Raw genomic sequence first — 21,743 nt, 5'->3', positions numbered from 1 at the left:
CAGCTCGGAAGCATAGTCGGAACTATCGCCTAACAGTAATCTCCTGCGGATGAGCTAATGAAACTCGACAAAGACTATTACGCCTGCGCCATTGATCATGTCACCAGTTACGGCGACACAGACATCTTCCCGTTTCCGTTTGAAATTAAGTTCCTAGCAGATCGTCGAGACAAAATTGTGGATCAACTTGGTGGGCTTGATCTTTCTCAGTATCATCCGATGAGCTTAGTTGAGACGCTTGTACCAAAATCGAAATTCGGCTTTCGGACGGCTCATCAACCGTTTCCACTTGACACGGTTGTATACACATCGCTCGTGCTCAGCATCTTTGATGCCGTCGAAGCAGGACGCGATCCTAAAGAAAACAATCGCGCTTTCTCATACCGTAAAACACCGGGCCTCGACCCCAGCCTTTTCCACCCTGATCGGAGCTACCGAAATTGGCTCGATATTATCCAAGGAAAGATCTTTTCGACCGAGTACAGCCATGTCATCCGAACAGATATTTCTGATTACTACTCGAGGATTTATCGGCATCGACTTGAGAACATCCTAGAAAGCCTGTCTGGGGAACGACGGGTTGTCAAAAAAATTGAAGGCTTCATATCAGACTGGCGAAGCCGCCAGTCTTTCGGCCTACCTGTTGGCAGCAACGCATCACGACTGCTAGCCGAAGCGGCCCTCAACGATACAGATATGGGTTTAATTTCCGAAGGCTACGAACATACAAGATACGTTGATGACATGGTCATTTTCATCAGAAAGGGCCAAGACCCTTATGCGGCTCTGGGTTATCTGGCGAAGCAATTATCGGAGAATGAAGGCCTCAGCCTAAACATTCAGAAGACCAAAATTCTTACTTGGGATGACTTTGTCGAATCCTTGGGTGCACCCGAAGCAGGTGATGACGATGCAAAGGAAGTGTTCGCCACAGAAAAGCTTTTCTGGGCTGCCTACGGCCAAGAAGAGCTTGACGAAGACGCTTTGGACGCCCTGATGTTGAAAGACTTAAGAGGGGAGCTCCAAGAGCTACTTAACGAACCTTATTGGGATATGGGTCAAATCCGCATTGTTCTCCATGCTATGAGATTGGTGAAGAACCAGGATGTCGCGCACTACATTCGTTCTAACCTCACAGAACTGGTCCCTTTCGCGAAAGATATCTGCCTTCTGATTGAAGAGTTCGTGACCTCTGGAATTGGCGGGTTCGAGGATATGGGCGCCGAGGTTACTAACCTCCTACTGTCCCCTAGAATGCAACCTTTAGACTGTGCCCGAGCCTGGTTTCTTGAGCTAGGCGTTCGCAGGCATGTAACGTTCAGCGCAGCCCAAATTCGAAAGCTGGATGTGCTCACCGGTACTTTGGACCTTCGTCAGCTTCACCTCATTCGCTGGAGAGCAAACGATCTGAATTTCTTTAGGTCGCGGAAAACCCGAGTACACGAAATTCAATCTTGGGCGCAGCCGAGCTTCATTTTCGGCGCGAGTTGTTTACCAAAAGATGAATACGCTCACTGGCTTCGCAGCATCAAAACTCGCCTCCAGTTTCCCCTAAGCAATGAGTTCACAGACTGGTGCGCATCTGTTCAAGATACGAAGCCGCTTGGCTAAGTGGGCGTAGCGCCAATAAGGCGCATAAGCCCTTCTACGCAACGGATCCGCTTAGACCCTGCCCCCTAAAGCCGATCCCGGATCGCCTCCGCCTGTGCCGCGGCAAAGCGGATCAGCGTGCAGATCCGCGCCACCTCGTCGGGCTGCGCGGCGCTGCCGCCGGGCAGCAGCAAGACCCGGCCACAGAATGCATCGGTTCTCGGCAGCGACAGGCCGCTGGCCTCGGTCCGCGCCAGATGCGGCGGGCTGCGGTGGCCGCCGGGAAAGAAATAGCGCCGGGCAAAGACGTTTTCCGCGCTCAGCACCGACAAGAGCGCATCGCGGCTCAGCCCCAGCGCGCTCTCGTCGATCTCGCAGACCACGTAATGATGGTTGTTGTCCTCTTCCGGGGCCGGGCATTTCAACGTGATCCCCGCCACCCCCGCCAGCCCGTCGCGATAGCCCGCATGGATGGCCCGCGCCGCCGCCCGGGTCTGCTCGAACACATCGAGATTGCACAGGCCCATCGCCGCGTGCAGTTCGGACATCTTGGCATTGATCCCGGCACACTCGACCCTGTCCGAGCCGGAAAAGCCGAAATTCCGTGTCAGCCGCAGCCGCGCCGCAAGGTCGCCATCGCAGGTGGTGACCAGCCCGCCTTCGCAGGCATGAAACGCCTTGGTCGCATGCAGGCTGAAAATCTCCGCCGCGCCGAACCGCCCGATCCGATGCTCCTTGTAGCGCCCGCCAAAGGCATGGGCCGCATCGAAAATGAGCGGAATCCCCGCCTCGTCACAAAGCGCCTGCAAACCGTCGATATCACACGGGCTGCCCCAGACATGCGTGGCCACCACGGCGCCGGTCCGGGGCGTGATCCGCGCCGCGCAGTCTTCCGGATCAAGCAGCATGTCCGGCCCCACCTCGCAGAACACCGGCGTCAGCCCGCGCAGGGTCAGCATATGGGCGGTGGAGATGAAGGTGTAGGACGGCAGCAGCACCTCCCCTTCGATCCCAAGCCCCTGCATCACCAGATCAAGCGCGATGGTGGCGTTGCAGGTCAGAACCGCGTGCGGCACGTCCAGCCAATCGCTCAGCCGACGCTCCAGCTCCTGCACCAAAGGCCCGTCATTGGTGAACCAGCGCCGCTGCCAGACATCATCCATCAGCGCATCGAACACCGCGCGCTCCGGGGCCTGCGGGCGGTTCACATGGCGCGGCGTCCCGAACAGCGGCGGCGCGCCAAAAAGCGCCAGATCGTCGAGGCGGCTCAGCGGCTTGTCGGTGGACGGCAGGGGGCCCGTATCAGGCATGAATGGCGGCTCCAGTGAATGTCGGCTCAGTCTACACGTTTGGCGTCCGGCCTCAACGCGCGCTCACTTGCGGCCCTTTGCCCAGTCCATCACCTGCCGGTGCGGGACATCCGTGCGCCGCAACAGCCCGTCCCGCAGCGCCCGAAGCACCAGCCCGGTAAAGGCCCGCCGCTCGCCGGAATGATGGCGCACCTTGAGCAGCCATTTGGCCGAAGCCGCCAGAAACACCAGCGGAAACAGAACACCCGAGGCCATGCGGTACACCATCAGCAGATTGCGATAGTGGTAATAGCTCTTCCACAGGGGGCGAAAGCGCTGATCCCCGTCGGTCATCGTCGAAAAATCATGCTCGAACCGCAGGTTCGGGTCGAACAGGATGCGCCCCCCCGCCCGCGTCAGACCCAGCGTATAGAGCACGTCATCGCCATAGATGAACAGCTTGCCATCCGGGAAACCCGCCTTCGCCATCCCCTCCCGCGAGATGAAGAACCCGACGAAGGACGTGCCATCAATGGCCACCGGCGTCTGGCCCGCATACTCCGCCGCACCAATGTGAAATCCGTCTCTACCCTTGCCCGAAAGCGTCCGCCAGAGCACATCGCGGTGCCAGAACGGATTGATCGACGGGCGGTTCATGTCGCAGATGCGCCCGTCCGGATGATAGACCGCCGCCGCCCAGGCCTGTGCCCCGCTGCGATCCTGCCCCTGAAACCGCGCCAGCGCGCCGGGTTCGGGCCGGGCGTCGTCATCCATGACAACCACCCAATCGGGATCATGACGCGCCACGGCGGCGCGCATCCCGGTCTCGAAACCGCCCGCCCCGCCAAGGTTTGTCTCAAGGCGAAGGACATCGAGCCGGGCCGCCCCCCCCTGCCCCGCAAGCCATTCCCCGGTGCCATCGCTCGACGCATTATCGACCACGATCACCGCCTGCAGATCCGCCCCGGAGCTTTCCAGCAAACGCGGCAGCGTCACCTTGAGTTGCTCAAGCCGGTTATAGGTCACAACCACCGCAACCAGCCGCCCCACGCCCTGCTCTTTGCCCGAATTCATGGCCCGATTGCCCCTTGCTGCGCCCTTCGCTCTCTGCGGGCAATGGTCACAAACACCTGCCCTTGTCAAATCGCCCCCGACCCCTCAGTTTGGCGCCGCCTGCCCCGGGCCCTTGATTGACAGCAAAAGGATTGCGGACCCCATGGATATCGAAACCACGGCGATTGATGGCCTGGTCTTCCTGACCCCGAAACGCTTCGGCGACAATCGCGGCTTCTTCTCCGAAAGCTGGAACGCGGAGCGCATGCGCGAGGCCGGTCTCGACATCGCCTTCGTGCAGGACAACCATTCCATGTCCGAGAAGACCGGCACCCTGCGCGGGCTGCATTTTCAGGCCCCGCCCTCGGCCCAGGCCAAGCTGGTTCGCTGCGGACGCGGGCGCCTGTTCGATGTGGCCGTCGACATCCGCCGCGGCAGCCCGACCTACGGCCAATGGGTCGGCGGCGAGCTGTCCTTTGAAAACGGACGGCAGCTGCTGATCCCCGAAGGCTTCCTGCACGGCTTTGTCACGCTGGAGCCGATGACGGAGATCATCTACAAATGCTCGCACGGCTACGACCCGGCGGCGGACGGCTCCGTGCATTGGGACAGCTGCGGCATCGACTGGCCGCTGGAGGGCACGCCGGTGCTGTCTGAAAAGGACGAAAAGGCCGTGCCCCTGAGCGATTTCAACAGCCCTTTTGAGTACCAAGGATAAAGACATGAAACTTCTGGTGACCGGCGGTGCCGGCTTTATTGGCTCTGCCGTGGTGCGTCTGGCCATGGCGCGCGGTCATGAGGTGGTGAACCTCGACGCGCTGACCTATGCCGCCTGTCTGGATAACGTGGCCAGCGTCGCGGACAAGCCCGGCTATGCCTTTGTTCAGGCCGACATCCGCGACCGCGCGGCGCTCGATGCGGCCTTTGCGGCGCACAAGCCCGATGTCGTCATGCACCTTGCCGCCGAAAGCCACGTGGACCGCTCCATCGACGGCCCCGGCGATTTCATCGAGACCAACATCACCGGCACCTACAACATGCTGGAGGCCGCGCGGAAATACTGGGCCGATCAGGGCAAGCCCGAGGGCTTCCGCTTCCATCACATCTCCACCGATGAGGTCTTCGGCTCCCTGCCTGCCGACCCGTCCGTCATGTTCACCGAAGACACGCCCTACGATCCACGCAGTCCCTATTCCGCCTCCAAAGCCTCCTCAGATCATCTTGTCCGCGCGTGGCACGAGACCTATGGCCTGCCGGTGGTGCTGACCAATTGCTCGAACAACTACGGCCCGTTCCATTTCCCGGAAAAGCTCATCCCGGTGGTCATCCTCAACGCGCTGGCGGGCAAGCCGCTGCCGATCTACGGCGATGGCTCCAACGTGCGCGACTGGCTCTATGTCGAGGATCACGCCGACGCGCTTCTGACCGTGGTGGCCCGGGGCAAACTCGGGCGCAGCTACAACATCGGCGGCGAGAACGAGCGCAGCAATCTTGAGCTGGTGCAGACCCTCTGCGAGCTGCTCGACGAACTCAGCCCCCGCGCCGATGGCAAGCCCTATGCCGAGCAGATCACCTTCGTCACCGACCGCCCCGGCCATGACGCCCGCTATGCGATCGACCCCTCGCGCATCCGCCGCGAGCTTGGCTGGAGCCCGTCGGTCACCGTCGAAGAGGGGCTGCGCCGCACGGTGCAATGGTATCTCGACAATGAAGACTGGTGGAAGGCTCTGCAGGCCCGCCACGGCGTCGGCGAGCGGCTGGGGGTGAAGGCATGATCCTCGTTTTCGGCAAAACCGGGCAGGTCGCCACAGAGCTTGCGCGTAAAGCGCCGGGTGCGGTCTTTCTTGGCCGCGATCAGGCCGACCTGAGCGACCCCGCCGCCTGCGCCGCCGCGATCCAGGCGCACCGGCCTTCGGCGGTCATCAACGCCGCCGCCTACACGGCGGTGGACAAGGCCGAGGAGGAAGAGGCTTTGGCAACGGTCGTGAATGGCGATGCCCCCACGGCCATGGCGGAAGCCTGCGCCGCGCTGGACATCCCGCTCATACATATCTCCACCGATTACGTCTTTGACGGCAGCGGTGAGACGCCCTGGAAACCCTCCGACCCGGTGGCCCCCTTGGGCGCATATGGCCGCAGCAAACTCAAGGGCGAGGAGGGCGTCCGCGCCAGCGGCGCACGGGCGGTGATCCTGCGCACCTCCTGGGTCTTCTCGGCGCATGGCGGCAACTTCGTCAAAACCATGCTGCGCCTTGCCGAGAGCCGCGACGCGCTCAACGTGGTCGACGATCAGATCGGCGGGCCAACCCCGGCCTCGGGAATCGCAGAGGCCTGCCTCGAAATTGCTGAAAAAATGATGAGCGGGCAGGGCGGTGGGGTTTACCACTACGGCGGACACCCCCCGGCAAGCTGGGCGCGTTTCGCGCGCGAAACATTTGCTTTGGCAGGCAAAGACGTCACCGTCACCGGCATTCCCTCCAGCGATTACCCAACCCCGGCTGCGCGCCCCCTGAATTCCCGCCTCGATTGTTCGTCTCTGACGGCGGATTTCGGCATTTCACCCCCCGATTGGAAGGCCGCTTTGGCCGAAACAGTGACAGAATTGAGATCATGACACAGCGCAAAGGCATTGTCCTCGCGGGCGGCTCCGGCACCCGCCTTCACCCCATCACCACCGGCGTCTCCAAGCAGCTGATGCCGATCTATGACAAGCCGATGATCTACTACCCGCTCAGCGTCCTGATGCTCGCAGGCATCCGCGAGATCGCGATCATCACCACGCCGCAGGATCAGGAGCAATTCAAGCGGACCCTCGGCGATGGCTCTCAATGGGGCCTCACGTTCTCCTATATCGAACAGCCCTCCCCGGACGGTCTCGCGCAGGCCTATATCCTTGCCGAAGACTTCCTGGATGGCGCCCCTTCGGCGATGGTTCTTGGCGACAACATCTTCTTCGGGCACGGCCTGCCGGAACTGCTGGAGGCCGCCGATCAGGCGCCGGGCGGGTCGGTCTTCGGCTATCGCGTGACGGACCCGGAGCGCTATGGCGTTGTCGATTTCGACAAGGACGGCACGGTGAAGGCGATCGTCGAAAAGCCCAAGGTGCCGCCCTCCTCCTATGCCGTCACGGGTCTCTATTTCCTCGACGGCACCGCCCCGGAGCGGGCGCATAGAGTGCAGCCCTCGGAGCGCGGCGAGCTGGAGATCACCTCGCTTCTCGAGAGCTATCTCGACGACGGGCTGCTCAGCGTGCAGCAGCTTGGCCGGGGCTATGCCTGGCTCGACACGGGCACCCACGCCAGCCTGCTGGACGCGGGCAACTTCGTGCGGACACTGGTCACCCGGCAGGGGCAACAGGTCGGCTGCCCGGAAGAGATCGCCTATGCCCAGGGCTTCATCGACGCCGAGACCCTGCGCGGCCATGGGGAGACCTTCAAAAAGACCGCTTACGGGCAGTACCTTCTGGGCCTGCTGAAGTAAGGGTTTGGGGCGGAATAGGGTCTGCTCCAGCGTTTCCAGCTTGCCGAGAGACAAAGAGGATCACCAATGGCCTGAGAGCGCGCAGCGCGGCAGAGCATTGGTGATCCAATCGCAACTGGAAACGCGCTAGAGCCTGATCCGCCTCCCTCCCCAAAGGTTAAGAAAACGTTTCGCGCGCGAAACGTTTGGGAGGATCGATGAAGGCGGCAAAGAACCGAGTTCTTCTAATGCTGCGCTCCGCGCCAATGTCTGGAGCTTATGTGTCCGAGAGACTCGACGGAGGCCGCTCAAGCTGCTGTTGAAGAAACTCTTCAGTCTCTCGGCTCGCCAAGAACTTGGGATTGTTAATATCCAATATCTCAACAGTATCGACCGGAACCTTGTTTTGAGTGACCCGGCTGACAACAGTTTGATCTCCTGATCGCAGCGCCACCTGGATCACCAACTCCCAGCTATTTAAGCCTCCCAAGAAATAGCGTCCGGGCTCTGTTACCGCGCCATCGAAACGGTCCTTGAAGCTCTTCACGACATTGACAATGGAGGATGAGTTCTGCCCCCAGACGCGATGAATGAGAAGACGGTCATTCATGTATCTTGAGAAGACCGCCAGCGTAGGATCCCTTGAACCGCTTCTCTCCAGTTGATCCAAATCGTAGTAGCACACAGCGTAAGGCACGCGATGGAATAACTGGTCTTTGATGACAATAACCTCGTACCAGCCACCGGCCCGAAATGGGTCATATACATACGCACCGGCTTCGCCATGGTAGAGGCGAACGAGTAAGTCGGATGTTTCCTCGTCAACCAGGCGTTCGCCTTCGGTTGTCTCATCGGACGTTTTGTCAGCGGGATGATTTCGAGGGTCGGCAATGTAAGCACCACTTCCAGCAATCCAATTCATTGTACTGCCTTGTGAAACATGCTCCCCAAGATGACCAAAGAACTCTATCTTCCCTGAGTTTATTCTGACGATACTGAAGGCAACTGCGTCAAGATCTTTCGATGAAAACTCAAGAGCCAGTAGTCTTTCCACCTCTTCAAACGGAGCTTTGATGTGCAGCTTCAGGAAGTTGTAGATGGAACGCGCTACGATCATCTGACCAGCCCATTGAAAAAGACACCGTCGATTGAACAGGATGGTTTTCTGCATGTGGCCACTGGTCGAGTAATTTATTTCGTCAACTCGGCCCTCCGCGATGAGCCACATCGATTTTCTGTCTGGAGAAGGCTGATCCTTAGTAAGCATAATATCGGAGACCAAGACCGTACTGTCTGGAGTGATTGTTGCACGAATTAGCGTCATTTTTTGGTTTCCGGATGCGGCGGTGTGTAAGTATGAAGCTACCTTCACCAACTTATAGATGTCTCTAAATTCTAGAACAGCCGTGCAACAGCTTCCTTCAGGCGCGGCGGCCTACGGCCTTGATTCCGCGGCTGAGATGAGCGGGTCGAGGGTGGGAAAGGCGCTCATTCAGGGCGGGCTGCTCTTAGCTATCCCGCGCCGCAAGCCACTCGGCCAGAGTCTCGTGCAATTCCTCTGTCAAACCCGCGCCGCTGCTCTTTTAGCGGGGGTGCCGGGCGTGTCGTGTCGGAACGCTTTTGGCGCAAATAGGGTCTGATTTGATCTCTGCTCCGCCTGTCCCCCAACCGTTAAGAAAGTGTTTCGCGCGCGAAACGTTTGGGCGGGGGACAGCCAGAGCGGGGCGATCCGGGGGAACCTTCCCTGCTGCCATCCGTTGAGAGACAAAGCAGAAATGAAGGATACCGACATGGCTATGAATTCGCTCAAAGACATCTATCTCGACCAGCTGCAGGACATCTGGAGCGCCAACACGCAATCCATGGCCGTCGTGACCGAACTGGGCCGGGCGGCTCAGGACAAGGATCTGTCCGAAGCGCTGATCGACGGTGGCAACGGGATCGCCGACGGCATCGCCGAGATTGAAAAGCTGTGCAACGATCATGGCATCAAACCGGACGAAGAGCATTGCAAGGGCATGGCCGGCCTCGTGAAGGAGGCGCGCGCTCATGGGCTGTCCGACGAGATTACCGACCCCGACGTGCGCGATGCCGCCATCATTCCGCAGTATCAGCGCATGGTGCACTATGCTCTGGCGGGCTATGGCACGCTGGCAGCCTTTGCCAACCGGCTTGGCCTCGACGGTGACGCGGCCGTGTTGAAGAAGTGCCTTGATCAGACCTATGACGGCGACCGTCGCATGACCCAGATCGCCATGAAGGGTGGGGTCAACAAAGACGCCGCCTGAGATCTTTGCAGGAATTGGAAATTGGGGCCGTGCGAGCGATCGTGCGGCCCTTGGTCTGTCTTGGCCTAGCTCTGCTGCTCGGCCAGCCACTCGGCGAGGGCGGCGCGCAGATCGTCCGTCAGACCCGCGCCGCTGATCTCCAGCCGGTTGTCGCCGGGGTGGTAGCGCAGGCGCATGTCGGGGCGGGGTTGGGTGACTTCGGGGGCCGGGGCTTTGGGCTTTTTCGGCTTGATCAGAGACTGTTCTTGCGCCGCTTCTTCGGCTTCGCACTGAGACACCCAAGCCGTGAGGAGGGCGATTTCCTCCTCGGGCGTTTCAAAAGACTGCAAGGCCAGATCGCCGCGCAGGTCCTGGGCCTTGGCCTCATGGCTTTCAAGCTGGCGGGCGAGGCGCAGGCCGAGGCGTTCGCCGATGGCTTCGGGAAAGCTCAGATGCCCGTCGAGGTGCTCGACCACGGTGATGAAGCTGCCGATCTTCGAGCGTTTGGGCCGCGAGGCGGTGCCGAAGAGACCCTGCAGCGCGGCCTTTTTCGTCTCGAACACGCCTTGATTGACCGCAACGGCCACGATGCGGGCGCGTTCGAAATAGCTCAGATCGGCGCGGATCTCGTTCTCTTCGACCATGGCCTGATAGGCGTGGGCGGCGCTTTCGGGGCGGCGTTCGAGCGCCAGAACCATGCCGTCGCCCACCTCCCATTCGCGCAGGCGGGCCAGCGCCTTGCAGCGCCGCCAGCCGGAGATGAGGCCATAGCGGCCCTCGCCAAGCGGCGCGACCTCGATCGGGGTCTGCTGGCCGCGTTTCTGGATGGAGGTGACGAGCGCCTCCATGTCTTCCTCGTTCATGGCGGTGCGGTCGCGCACGAGGTGGCCCATGTCGATCTGATCGAGGGAGAGGCGCAGGATCATCCGGCCGCTGCTGCGGGCGTCCTCCAGTTCGCTGGCCATGGCCTGCATGGCGGCGGTGGCGGAGCTGTCGGCGGCGACATTGGCGATGGGCGGGCGGTTTTGGGCCGAGTTAGGCTCTGTTGCGCCGGGATCGAGGAAAATCGGATTGGCGGGGGTGAGGCGTTTACGAGCCATGAGCTGTCCTTTCTGAACCGGGCTTCAGGAAGCGCCGGTCCGAGGGGAGGCGCAATCGCGGGAGAGGCATTCTGAGCACATGGTGCAGGTTCTCCGTTTGAAGCGTTAGGCCGAGGTTAACCCGGCGTTCGCAGGGGAGGCGCATCACGCGGCCCCCGACTGCGCTGCGGCCTGATCGGCCAGCTCATCGCGCCGCCAGCTGCCGACCAGAAGCTGTTTGAAGGCAGCATAGGTGGCATCGAAGGTTTCGCGCCCGCGCACGTAGGTCTCGCGGTTGAAATCGCGGTAATCGGCCTCGTAGATGCCGCGCACCTGCTCTCCGGCCTGACCGATGAGGGCGGTGAAGTCCTGCCGGTGCGGGGAGAGGACGGAGCCGAGGTAGCTTTGCATCAGGGCGGAGAGTTCGGCCTGCTGCGCGCCGTCGTAGCGGGTGATCACGGCGCGGACCGCGTCCCATTCGAAATTGAGTTCGGTGCGTCCCAAGGCACGGGCGGCGAGGTTTTCGGCCTCCTCGATGGAGCCGAAGGTCGCGTGCAGCATGTCGAAGAAACGCCCCGTCGAGTCGAATTCGAGGAAGGACGCGCCGAGGGGGACCAGCAGGATATCGGCCGCCGCCAGCCCGTTGATCGTCAGGTAGCCAAGGGCGGGAGGCGTGTCGATGAAGATGACGTCGTATTGGTCGAGCAGGCCGTCCCGCTCGAAGCTGTCGGTGAGGGCCTCCCAGAGCTTCCAGCCGCGCGCCTGCATCCGCCACACCGGGACCTGGAATTCGGCCCAGTAGAGGTTCAGCTGCGCGCCGATCAGGTCGATGTTGGGCCAGTGGGTTTTCTGCACGAGGTCGGCGGCGCTGACCGTGAGGGCCTCGGAGAGGGTTTCATCGAGGGGCACCGGCGCTTCGCCAAGATCCGCGCGGCGCTGGTTGGCCTCGCGCAGATGCGCGGCGTAATGGCGGGCGAAGAGGGGGAAGACGGTTTGCCATTCGTCCTCCACCTTGCCGCCGAATATGGAGGTCATGGAGCCCTGGCTGTCGAGGTCGACGACGAGCACGCGGTAGCCATCGAGCGCGGCGGACATGGCCAGATGCGCGGCGGTGGAGGTCTTGCCCACGCCGCCCTTGAAGTTGGCGACCGCGACCATTTTCGCGGGCTGGCCCTTGGGGCGGTAGGGCAGGTATTCCTTGGACTTGGAGCCCTCGGAGCCGAAATGCGCCTTGAGCCGGAGGACCTCGTCGAAGGTGAACCACTTCGCGCCGCTGGCGGTCTCGGAGATGCCCTGCGGCAGGTCCGGGTTCTGCTTCAGCACGCGGCGGAAATGCCCCTGGGCGACGGGGATCAGGTAGCGGCAAATCTCCCAGGTGGAAAACCGGCGCAGTTGCCGCGCGCCGCTTTCCTCAAGGCCGCGTCCGGCCAGATCGCTGCGTCCGGCTTCGCAGGCCCGCGCGATGGACTGGAACCCGGCGGTTGTCGCGGGCTGTCCCAGGGCGCCCAGGGCCTCATCGGGATTGATGTTGAAATAAGGGGGCAGATCGCCCTTGGTCTCTGCTCGCATCTCGTGTCCTCAGGAAAAGCGCGCCTCTTGATGTGCGCTGTTTTCCTCAGTGTAGCCAAAAACCGCAAACATGGAAGAGAAAGCTGAACACGGGCATATTTTCTCAGCAATTCAGGGGGTTCACACAAGGCAGATCGACGGGTTTTCGAGACCGGTTTGCCACAGCAGCCCGGGAAGATCAGTTAATTTATGTTATTTAAGAGTTACAGCGATCAGAGGGATCTGACAAGCTTTTGAAATCCCATGATTTTGGGGTTCGCCGAGATCTGGGGGCGACTCTGATCCCCCGATAAGATGACTCCAATCCCCCGAAAGCGCGACTCCGATCCCCCGATGTGTGGCTGGACGCATCCTGTGGATAACTCTAGGGTGAGTGTCACTGAAACCCCGAAAGGAATCGGGGGTCAGGCAAAGCCGCATCAGACGGCGATACGAGCGGAAGAACAGGGCAGGGGCCGGAGGCTCCCGTCCCAGGACAGGCAGTGATACGATGGCAGCGACAGGCGGCGAAGGGGGGCTTTTGCCCGACCGTCACCCGACGGGCGATTTTTTCGTCTGTGATGTCTTCGGGGCGAGCCCGAAGGATGATCTGGGCACGATGGAGCATCCGATCTTCTCGCTCTCGACGCGGCCGGACCGGCGCATCCTGAGCTATGCGCACAATGGGGTGGAGGTCTCGGTCACGCCCTCGGTGCGGGGGCGGGCGACGATCCACGACAAGGATATCCTGATCTATTGCATCAGCCAGCTGGTGGCGGCGCTGAACGCGGGGCGCGCGATCAGCCGCACGCTGACGCTGCGGGCGCATGATCTTCTGGTGGCGACCAACCGCGACACCTCCGGCGATGCCTATACAAGGCTCAAGGAAGCCTTCGAGCGGCTGGCGGGCACGCGCATCACCACCAATCTGCAAACCGGCGGCGTCGAGACCACCAGTGGATTCGGCCTGATCGAGGCCTGGGAGATCCGCCGCCGCAGCCGGGGCGGGCGGATGATCTCGGTTTCGGTGACGTTGAGCGACTGGCTGTTTCGCGCGGTGCAGAGCAAATCCGTGCTGACCCTCAGCCGCGATTACTTCCGCCTGCGCAAACCGCTGGAGCGGCGCATCTACGAGCTGGCGCGCAAGCATTGCGGGCGGCAGCCGGAGTGGAAGATCGGCCTTGCGACCCTGCACAAGAAGGCGGGCAGCGCGGCGCCGATCCGCGTATTCCGGGCGGCGATGCGGCGGATGGCTGCCGAGAACCACCTGCCGGATTACGCGATGGTTGAAAGCGACGGCGATCTTTATCATTTCACGCGCCGGGGACCGATCCCCGAGACGATCAGCGCACAGGCGCTGTCGCCGGACACGCTCGACGCGGCGCGGGCGCTCTGGCCGGGGGCGGATGTCTATGCGCTCGAAGCCGAATGGCGCGCGGCCGGACCGCGTGGCAAAGCGGAGCGGACCGGGGATCGGGCATTTCTGGCATGGGTCGAGCAGCGCCGCGCGGCGGACTGACCCCTTCGGGCAGGAGATCACAGGCGCTGGTGCAGATCGGATCGGATGGCATACCGCCGGATGAGGCGGCGCCATTTTGCCGCAGCCCCGCGCGCGCGGCAAGGCAGCAAGGCGGCAAGGGCGGCCTGTCTTTCGATACCTGCGCGCGCAGCAGGCCGGCCCGGATGGGCATTTCACCTCATGGACGCGGCTTTTCAGGGCAAACGGGCGATCGCGGGCGCGCGGGCGCGGCGGTTTCCGCACCTCTGCGGGGGGCGGAAAATTTTGCCGGCTCCGTCCGGATCTGCACGAAAAGCTAATAAAATTGCTGGATCATGGCCCTATTCAAGACACAAAAAATGATCAGACAAGGGCCCCATAGACGAGGCCAGGGGGCCGCGGGGTCCGCACCTGATCCAGCCAGATGACACCTGAACGAGACGGATGAGCAATGGTGACGACAACACACTCTCAGACTTCCACGCAAAGCCATGCCCCCGCCACCGGGACAGCCCCGGCCGGGACGGGGGGCGCCAATGCCGCGACCAATGCCGGCTCGCTCGATCAGTTGGCGGCCTATCTGACCGATGGCTACTGGAACGATCAGGGCTATGACGGGGCGGCGTGGAACACCGCCACGAGCAATATCATCACGGTCGACCTCACGGGGCTGACGGCGGCGGGCAAACAGCTGGCCCGCTGGGCGCTGGAGGCCTGGGAGGCGGTGGCCGACCTGCAATTCGTCGAGGTGCAGGGCGGCGGCGAGATCACCTTCACCGATCATGAATACGGGGCGTTCTCCTACTGGAGCAGCACCAACGGCTATATCACCAGCGCCACGGTCAACGTGCATTCCAGCTGGATCACCAACGGGGCGGAGATCGATTCCTACGCCTTCTCGACCTACATGCACGAAATCGGCCATGCGCTCGGGCTGGGGCATCAGGGCGATTACGACGGCAACGCGGTCTATGGCCAGGACAACGTCTTTGCCAATGACAGCTGGCAGATGTCGTTGATGTCCTACTTCGATCAGCGCGACAACACGCAGATCCAGGCCTCCTATGCCGATGTGCTGACACCGATGATCGTCGACGTCATCGCGATCCAGTCGCTCTACGGCGCCCCCGACGCCACCAGCCCGAGCGCGGGCAATACGGTCTGGGGCGTGAACAGCACCCTTGGCGGTTACATGGGCAGCTTCTTCAACTCCCTGCCCGGGGGCGGCAATACCACGGTCTACAACGGCGGGCCGGTGACCTTCACCATCTATGATCGCGATGGCCTTGATCTGCTGGATCTGAGCTATACCGACGCGGCGGGCCGGATCAACATGAATGGCGCCGGGATCTCCAATGTCGGCGGCCTCATCGGCAACCTGATCATCGCGCGGGACACGGTGATCGAAAACCTGATCACCGGCGAGGGCAACGATACGATCACCGGCAACAGCGCCGACAACGTGATCCGCAGCAACGGCGGCGCCGATGACATCATCGGCGGTGACGGCAATGACGAGATCTGGAGCGGGGCCGGTGACGACCGTCTCTTCGGGGGGGCGGGCAACGATACGCTTTACGGCGGCGCGGGCAACGATCTGATGGGCGGCGCGGCGGGCAACGACAGCCTGTTCGGCGCCGATGGCAACGATTCAATCTATGCCGGCAGCGGCAACGACATGCTTGGTGGTGTGAACGGCAATGACAGCCTGTTCGGGGCCGATGGCAATGACTCGCTCTTTGGCGGCTCGGGCAATGACACCCTGGGCGGGGTGAATGGCAACGACAGTGTCTTTGGCGGCACCGGCGATGATGCGCTCTATGGCGGCGCCGGGGCGGATGCCCTCGGCGGTGCGGCGGGCAATGACACGCTCTTTGGCGGGGCGGGCAACGATGCGCTCTATGGCGGCGACGGCAATGACCGGCTGCTTGGCCTGGATGGCGACGACACGATCTATGGCGGGGCGGGCGACGATGCGATCTCCGGCGGCGACGGGGCGGATGTGTTTGTCTTTGCCGACGGGTTCGGCACCGACGTGCTGTCCGACTTCAGCCTCGGCGAAGGGGACGTGATACGCATCGACGACGCGCTGTGGACCGGCACCCATGGCACGCTGAGCGAGGCGGAGATGATCGCCGAATTCGGCAGCTACGATGCCAGCGGCAACCTGGTGCTGGATTTCGGCGGCGGCAATGCGATCACCCTGACCGGGGTGACCTCTTCGACGGGTCTTGAAGCGGGACTCGAACTTTTCTGATCCCGGCAGAGGGGGGGCGGCAGTGTCGCGCCCCGTGGCCTGTCCGTGCGTTCCGTGATCTGACGGCCTTGCGCAGACCCGCTGCGCAAGGCCGTTTCATCTGTGCGGCGGCGGGCGGCGGGCGCGCCCCGCAGGGGCCTGGCAGGGCGGGCGGATTGCCGCCGCGCGGCATCCGGCTCCCGAGGGGAAACGACCACTTCACTACCTAGGGTATACCAGCTAGAAAGGCTCCCGAACCAAACGCCGGGGGCCGAACGCGTCTGCCGACCGGCGCACCTACCGTCGCCCGAGGGGCATAGAAAGTCTGGAGTTCCACACCATGTACATCGCCGCTTTTGGGAAACCGGCCTTTGGCCTCCTTGAGGTGCAGATATGACGAAGAATTTCCTGTTCGTTTGTGGTTGCCCGCGCTCGGGCACGACGGCCCTCTGGCGGCTGCTGTCCAGTGACCAGAATATCCGCCTCGGTGTGGAGAGATACGGCAACCGGTTCTTCTCGCGCGACTTTCTGACCCCGGATCTGTTCGACAAGGAACGCTTCTACGACAACCAGCCGGGCGACACGTTCTATTCCGACCTCAAGGCCTTCAACCGCTATTACGAGGACTCCCAGGAAGGCTACGACGAGGCGACCTATTTCGGGGACAAGATCCCGAAGCTCTATGACTACCTCGACCGGGTGCAGGAGAACTTCGACGGCGCGAAGACCATCTTCATCTTCCGCAACATCTTTGACGTGGCGGCCTCCTACAAGGTGCGCCAGCTCGATGAGAACGACAACTGGAACTCGGGCGTCACCGAGGCGATCGACGAATGGAACACCTCCCTCAAGCGCGCGGAGGCGTATGACGGCGACATGCTTCTGGTGGATTACGAGCGGCTGTTCATGGAAGGGCAGGGGCTTGAGCGGATCTACGCATACCTCGATCTTGAAGTGACCGAGGAGATCGCCACGGTCTTCCGCCATATCCGGGCCCGCTCCGATCAGCTCGAAAGCTCGCGCCCGCGCGCGCTGACGGCGCTCGAGGTCAAGGAGATCTGCACGATGGCGGACTTTGCAGCGTACCAGAGGTTGGTAAAAAGGGTCGCTGAATGAGTTGGAGCACCGCGTTCTCCGACAAGCAGATCCATTGGCCGTTCTTTCCCAAGGTGGCCGCGCCAAAGTCTCGCATCAGGCTTGAAGGGCCGGTGCGCATCGGGATGTTCCACGTCGCCCGGCGCTTCGAGATCGGGGCGTTTTCCTACATGCACGATGGCCAGGCCTTTGGCCTGCGCATCGGGCGCTATTGTTCGATCGGCCGGCAGCTTGTTGCGCTGCAGCCGAACCATCCGGTCGACTGGCTCTCGACAAGCCCGTTCCAGTATCAGCCGCAGAGCTTCCTCGGGGCGCAGAGCGACTATTTCAATGAGTTCACCCCCTGTCCGCGTCCGCCCGCCACCGACAATATGGTGACGATCGGCAATGACGTCTGGATCGGGTCCAACGTGACGCTGCTGAACGGTATCACGCTGGGGGACGGCTGCATCGTCGGGGCGGGCAGCGTGGTGACGAAGGACGTGCCGCCCTATGCCATCGTCGGCGGCAATCCGGCCCGCGTGCTGCGGATGCGCTTTGACGAGGACACCATCGCGGCGCTGCTGGAGATCAAGTGGTGGACCCTGCATCCCTCCGAGCTGCAGGGGCTCAACTTTCCCGACATTGCCGATTGCATTACACAGCTTCGTTCCCGTATCGAACGAGGCGCACAGCCCTTGGATATCGAGGTATTCGAGGGGATTTCAGGAGATTTCTTCTAGATGACACAAAAGACGGAAACGACCGGCGTCCTGATCATTCACAATGACAGCTCGCTTCTTGCCAAGACTCTCAGCAGCGCCCGCAAGCTCGTTGACCGCCTCGTTGTTGTCGACGGCGCCTATGAGTGGGTCGCGCCCTTCTGCAAGATGAACGGCGAGGAGGAGGACCGCTCCTCGGACGATCTTTTGAAGATCCTCGACGATTTCGGCATGCCCTATACCTATCACACCGGGGTCTGGCAGAACGAGACGCACAAGCGGCAGGCCTCGCTGGAGTTCGTCGAGACCGACCGGGTCATGCTGATCGACAGCGACGAGATCTATAATGTCGAGGATGCCACGCTGCAGGCGTTCTGGGAGTCGGGCAAGGTCATGGGCTCGCTTGAGGCGCCGCTGTTTTTGCATGACAACGTGGTGACCTGGCACAAGGCGGCGCAGGCCTATCCGCTCAAGCCGGTGTTCCTCAACATGGCCGGGCAGGATGTGGAAACCGTCGTCGCCTCGCTCTGGCTGCTGCTGCCCGACAGCGAGAAGGGCAAGATCGTCGATCGCAGCCTGATCGAACGCAAACCGCTGGGCATCTTCTATCACCTGAGCATGTTCCGGACGCAGAACAATCCCTACCGCCGGTCGCGTTTCTACAACCTGCTGTCGATGCGGGTGGGCAAGCGCATCGGGCTCGACATCAATCAGGATTTCTCCTCCGATGCGGAGTTCACCGAGCTGGTGAAACAGTCGAACCGCGTGGCGCTGGACAACATGTTCAACTTCCACCGGCTTGCGGCGGGCTTTCCGCAGAAGAAGGACAACCAGGACCTGGTGACCATCGACATCGAAAACCCCGAGCACAAGGCGGTCGTCGAAGAGGCCTATGCCGACATGCTCGCCGATCAGAAGGCCCGCGCCGAGGCGCTGTTTGGCCAGCGGGTCGAGGTCTTCAACGGGCGCGGCATCTTCCTTGATCTGACGGCCTTTGCGGATGGCACCCATAAGGGGCTGAAGATCAACCACGACGAGGGCACCCGGGTGCGGATAAAATGGCACGTCGACTGTGGCACCGAGCGTTTCGAAATTGCCGCCGAGACTGGCGATTTCCCGGATTTGTCCCAATACGAGGGCGTGAAGCGGCTGCTGATTGAAATCGCCGCGTTCGCGCAGGGAACAGATACTGTGTTCGTGGGTTTCTCTTTGGAGTAGATCGAATCCTCACATGGGCAAGCACGTCCAAGAGTAAGGTTATGAAACAAGCATCGGCCCCCATCATTTCCGCAGCCCCAAAGAAAATCTTTGTCCTCTTCAACTGCCAGAACCAGACGCTGATTCAGGCATTGGACCGTCTACTTCCGGACACGGTCGTCGAGGGGATGAGCACGTCGGTGTTTTGCCGCGAGGTGGATCGGAAACGTATCGGTGAGGCTGTCGAAGCGGACAGCTTCATCTTTCTGACGAATGGGTTGGATATCATCGGGGACCATCCGGCCAAGGCCCTGCTCCCCGATGTGCGGCCCGTGAACATCGATCCGATCGTCTTTCGTGGCTTTCACCCGGATGCGGTCCCCATTCGCAAGGACGAGTCTGGCACCCGCGTGCTTGAAGGTATGCACTCGCGGATTGCGCACCGCGGGTTCAAACAGGGACGCTCTGCCGAAGACATCATCGGTGATTTCAGTGAAATAACTTATCGCGAACTGGGCTATTACGATTTCTTTCACACCGAGCAGACGCGTTTTCTCGAAAGGTTCAAGGCCAATGGCCTCGATCTGACGCCGGCCTTTCGGGACTGGATGTTGCGCGGCCCTTTCATGCACACGACGAACCATCCCAAATCCTATGTCATCTTCGATCTGGCGGTGGCGCTCTGCCGCCGGGAAGGCTGGAAGGTGGATGAGGACCTCATCCGCTTCTGGCGTCCGCTGGCCGAGGATTTCCTGATCAACGATATGGTCTGGCCGGTCTATCCGGAGCTGGCCGAAGAGGTCGGTTTCGAGGGCAGCACGCTGTTCCGCTTTCCTCGGGAAAACAAGGTTTTGACCTTGGAGGCCTTTGTCCGGCTTGAACTGGAAAAGTTCGAAAAGGTCGCCGCCTGACGACAGACGGCACGGCGTCCGCCCCAAGACACTAAGACATGCAGACAAAGAGAAGGATCACATCCGATGTCGCATCCGTACAAGGATCTGCCGGCCAAGCATTTCTGGCGCAAGGCCATTGCCGACGTACCGCGCCACGATGTCATGCTGCCGGTCAACAGCAGCTTCAAGATTGCGCCGGAGGACAAGGTCGCCACGGCCGGGAGTTGCTTTGCCCAGCACCTTGCCAAGGGGCTCGAACAGGCCGGCTTTCGGTATTTCGTGCCCGAGGATGGCGCGGAGCTGACCCCGGAGCAGCGGGCCAAGGAGAACTACGGCGTGTTCTCCGCCCGCTACGGCAACATCTACACCACGCTGCAACTGCATCAGACCCTGCTTGAGGCCTACGGCGAGGCCGTGCCGCAGGATCGGGTCTGGCAGGGCAAGGACGGGCGGTTCTACGATCCCTATCGTCCGGCGATCCAGCCCGGCGGTTTCGAGAGCGAAGCGGCGGTGCTGGAAGCGCGCGAGACCATGCTGGCGGCGGTGCGGCGCATCGTCGAGGACAGCGATATCTTCGTCTTCACGCTGGGCCTGACCGAAGGCTGGCGCAACACGGCGGATGGCTGGGCCTATCCGGTGGTGCCGGGCTCCATCGCCGGGGCGTTCGATCCGGACAAACACGAATTCTTCAACATGACTTTCCGCGAGGTGCAGGAGGCGCTTGAGGCGTCGCTGGCGATCTTCCGCAAGCATAATCCGACCATCCGCGTCCTGCTCACGGTCTCGCCGGTGCCGCTGGTGGCGACCTATGAGGACCGCCATGTGCTGACCGCCACGACCTATTCGAAGTCGGTGCTGCGCGCCGTGGTCGAAGAGACCGCCCGCGCGCACGATTGGGTCACCTATTTCCCCTCCTACGAGATCATCACCGGGCACTATAACGGCGGGCTCTATTTCGAAGAGGACATGCGCAATGTCGCCATGCGCGGCGTGCGCCACGTCATGCAGAATTTCATGCAGGAGATGACGAATGTCATCGCATCCAGCAAAGAGATGGACGCGCAGCTTGCCGAGCAGTTCACCAGCGAGTTGACCGCGCTCGACAACTTGGTCTGCGAAGGCGAGGCGCTGGATTCCTGAGCCCGCGCGCGGGGGGCGGCGGCTGGCTCAGGTGAGCAGGCCGCCGGACGGGGTCGGGCTGTAGCCGCACCAGTACATATCGGCCGCATAGAGCCGTGAGATCTGGTGGCGCAGCCGCTCGTCGAGCCGCACCATCCGCGCCCTCGGGTCCTGCCCGAGCAGGGCCAGGCGATCCTTCTGGCTGTTGAAGACGCCGATCTGTCGCGGCCCGTCGCGGTCGCCGGCCAGATCGTCCAGCCAGTCCACCACCTGATCCATCCCCTCTTCGAGGCGGAAGATCCGCGTTCCGGGCGGGAGGAAATCGAGCATCGGACGCGCGTGGTTGTCGAGCTCGTAGCTGGGCAAGGGCAGGGTGTTCAGCCAGTCGTGGAACTCGGTGTTCTCCGGGATCGTCTTCGCGATGTCGCGATTGCGCAGAAAGACACTGCGCAGGCGCTCGTGCGGGTGCCGGACCATGGCAAAGCTGGCATCGAAGAACCCGCGCGGAAACAGCCGGGACAGCGCGGCCCGGTCCAGGTGCTGCGGCGAGGAGCGCGTCCAGCGCAGGGAGTCCGGCACCGAGAGGAACTCTGAATCGGCAAAAGCCAGCGGACCGAAGCGGGCGCTCAGATAGCGCTCGACCGATGTCCCCCCGGCGCGGGGGACATGGGCGAAATAGACCAGCTTGTCAGCGATGCGAACAATGGGCATGACGCGCC

The 21,743-nt window shown here is 61.8% G+C and carries 19 protein-coding genes; 13 read left to right on the top strand and 6 right to left on the bottom strand.

Features of this window, described 5'->3' with window-relative positions:
• Positions 1–57 precede the first annotated feature (57 nt).
• Positions 58–1,611: an RNA-directed DNA polymerase gene (locus ACN2XU_RS21760; RefSeq protein ID WP_419412458.1), complete on the top strand. Its 1,554-nt coding sequence runs from the start codon at positions 58–60 to the stop codon at positions 1,609–1,611.
• A 65-nt stretch (positions 1,612–1,676) separates the two neighbouring features.
• Here ACN2XU_RS21760 and ACN2XU_RS21755 read toward each other — a convergent pair whose 3' ends face one another.
• A complete protein-coding gene (locus ACN2XU_RS21755) occupies positions 1,677–2,900 on the bottom strand; it encodes a DegT/DnrJ/EryC1/StrS family aminotransferase (protein ID WP_419412457.1) in 1,224 nt (407 codons plus the stop codon).
• Positions 2,901–2,963: 63 nt separating this feature from the next.
• Positions 2,964–3,953: a glycosyltransferase gene (locus ACN2XU_RS21750; RefSeq protein ID WP_419412456.1), complete on the bottom strand. Its 990-nt coding sequence runs from the start codon at positions 3,951–3,953 to the stop codon at positions 2,964–2,966.
• A 142-nt stretch (positions 3,954–4,095) separates the two neighbouring features.
• Between ACN2XU_RS21750 and rfbC the strand changes: the two genes are divergently transcribed.
• Genes rfbC through rfbA form a run of 4 tightly spaced genes read left to right on the top strand, consistent with a single transcriptional unit; the run spans position 4,096 to position 7,412 of the window.
• Complete coding sequence (gene rfbC, locus ACN2XU_RS21745; protein ID WP_419412455.1) at positions 4,096–4,650, top strand: dTDP-4-dehydrorhamnose 3,5-epimerase; 555 nt, start codon at positions 4,096–4,098, stop codon at positions 4,648–4,650.
• Between the two features lie 4 nt (positions 4,651–4,654).
• Positions 4,655–5,707: a dTDP-glucose 4,6-dehydratase gene (gene rfbB, locus ACN2XU_RS21740; protein WP_419412454.1), complete on the top strand. Its 1,053-nt coding sequence runs from the start codon at positions 4,655–4,657 to the stop codon at positions 5,705–5,707.
• Entirely contained in the window at positions 5,704–6,546 is an 843-nt protein-coding gene (gene rfbD, locus ACN2XU_RS21735) for a dTDP-4-dehydrorhamnose reductase (protein ID WP_419412453.1), read from the top strand. The genes rfbB and rfbD overlap by 4 nt, the downstream gene beginning before the upstream one ends.
• Positions 6,543–7,412 (top strand): glucose-1-phosphate thymidylyltransferase RfbA, encoded by an 870-nt coding sequence (rfbA, locus tag ACN2XU_RS21730; RefSeq protein WP_419412452.1) that lies wholly within the window; start codon positions 6,543–6,545, stop codon positions 7,410–7,412. Before rfbD ends, rfbA begins: the two co-directional genes overlap by 4 nt.
• A gap of 256 nt (positions 7,413–7,668) precedes the next feature.
• Here the strand turns inward: rfbA and ACN2XU_RS21725 are convergent, their stop codons facing one another.
• On the bottom strand, positions 7,669–8,715 hold the full coding sequence (locus ACN2XU_RS21725; protein WP_419412451.1) for a hypothetical protein: 1,047 nt from the start codon (positions 8,713–8,715) through the stop codon (positions 7,669–7,671).
• A 466-nt stretch (positions 8,716–9,181) separates the two neighbouring features.
• On the opposite strand from ACN2XU_RS21725, the gene ACN2XU_RS21720 reads away from it, so the two are divergent.
• A complete protein-coding gene (locus ACN2XU_RS21720; protein ID WP_419412450.1) occupies positions 9,182–9,679 on the top strand; it encodes a ferritin-like domain-containing protein in 498 nt (165 codons plus the stop codon).
• A 65-nt stretch (positions 9,680–9,744) separates the two neighbouring features.
• On the opposite strand, the gene ACN2XU_RS21715 is transcribed toward ACN2XU_RS21720, so the two are convergent.
• Entirely contained in the window at positions 9,745–10,758 is a 1,014-nt protein-coding gene (locus ACN2XU_RS21715; protein ID WP_419412449.1) for a ParB/RepB/Spo0J family partition protein, read from the bottom strand.
• Positions 10,759–10,902: 144 nt separating this feature from the next.
• Positions 10,903–12,306: an AAA family ATPase gene (locus ACN2XU_RS21710; protein ID WP_419412448.1), complete on the bottom strand. Its 1,404-nt coding sequence runs from the start codon at positions 12,304–12,306 to the stop codon at positions 10,903–10,905.
• A gap of 490 nt (positions 12,307–12,796) precedes the next feature.
• Between ACN2XU_RS21710 and ACN2XU_RS21705 the strand changes: the two genes are divergently transcribed.
• The 7 genes from ACN2XU_RS21705 (at position 12,797) to ACN2XU_RS21675 (ending at position 21,045) form a co-directional block, all read left to right on the top strand.
• Entirely contained in the window at positions 12,797–13,804 is a 1,008-nt protein-coding gene (locus ACN2XU_RS21705; protein WP_419412447.1) for a replication initiator protein A, read from the top strand.
• A gap of 430 nt (positions 13,805–14,234) precedes the next feature.
• Positions 14,235–16,040 carry a matrixin family metalloprotease gene (locus ACN2XU_RS21700; protein WP_419412446.1) on the top strand — a complete coding sequence of 602 codons (1,806 nt, stop codon included), beginning with the start codon at positions 14,235–14,237 and terminating at the stop codon, positions 16,038–16,040.
• A gap of 372 nt (positions 16,041–16,412) precedes the next feature.
• On the top strand, positions 16,413–17,135 hold the full coding sequence (locus ACN2XU_RS21695) for a sulfotransferase family protein (RefSeq protein WP_419412445.1): 723 nt from the start codon (positions 16,413–16,415) through the stop codon (positions 17,133–17,135).
• The gene (locus tag ACN2XU_RS21690) at positions 17,132–17,836 is read left to right on the top strand and encodes a CatB-related O-acetyltransferase (protein WP_419412444.1); all 705 of its coding nucleotides are present in this window, start codon (positions 17,132–17,134) and stop codon (positions 17,834–17,836) included. Before ACN2XU_RS21695 ends, ACN2XU_RS21690 begins: the two co-directional genes overlap by 4 nt.
• On the top strand, positions 17,837–19,033 hold the full coding sequence (locus ACN2XU_RS21685; RefSeq protein ID WP_419412443.1) for a glycosyltransferase family protein: 1,197 nt from the start codon (positions 17,837–17,839) through the stop codon (positions 19,031–19,033).
• A 41-nt stretch (positions 19,034–19,074) separates the two neighbouring features.
• Positions 19,075–19,923: a WcbI family polysaccharide biosynthesis putative acetyltransferase gene (locus ACN2XU_RS21680; protein ID WP_419412442.1), complete on the top strand. Its 849-nt coding sequence runs from the start codon at positions 19,075–19,077 to the stop codon at positions 19,921–19,923.
• 66 nt (positions 19,924–19,989) lie between these two features.
• Complete coding sequence (locus ACN2XU_RS21675) at positions 19,990–21,045, top strand: GSCFA domain-containing protein (protein WP_419412441.1); 1,056 nt, start codon at positions 19,990–19,992, stop codon at positions 21,043–21,045.
• Between the two features lie 27 nt (positions 21,046–21,072).
• Here ACN2XU_RS21675 and ACN2XU_RS21670 read toward each other — a convergent pair whose 3' ends face one another.
• Positions 21,073–21,735, bottom strand: coding sequence for a sulfotransferase family 2 domain-containing protein (locus ACN2XU_RS21670; RefSeq protein ID WP_419412440.1), 663 nt, complete (start codon positions 21,733–21,735; stop codon positions 21,073–21,075).
• Positions 21,736–21,743 lie beyond the last annotated feature (8 nt).

Source organism: Pacificoceanicola niger, assembly GCF_048553275.1.
Classification (GTDB): Bacteria; Pseudomonadota; Alphaproteobacteria; order Rhodobacterales; family Rhodobacteraceae; genus Pacificoceanicola.
Note: the sequence above shows the minus strand (reverse complement) of the source record. Positions and strands in the feature narration are given on the sequence as shown.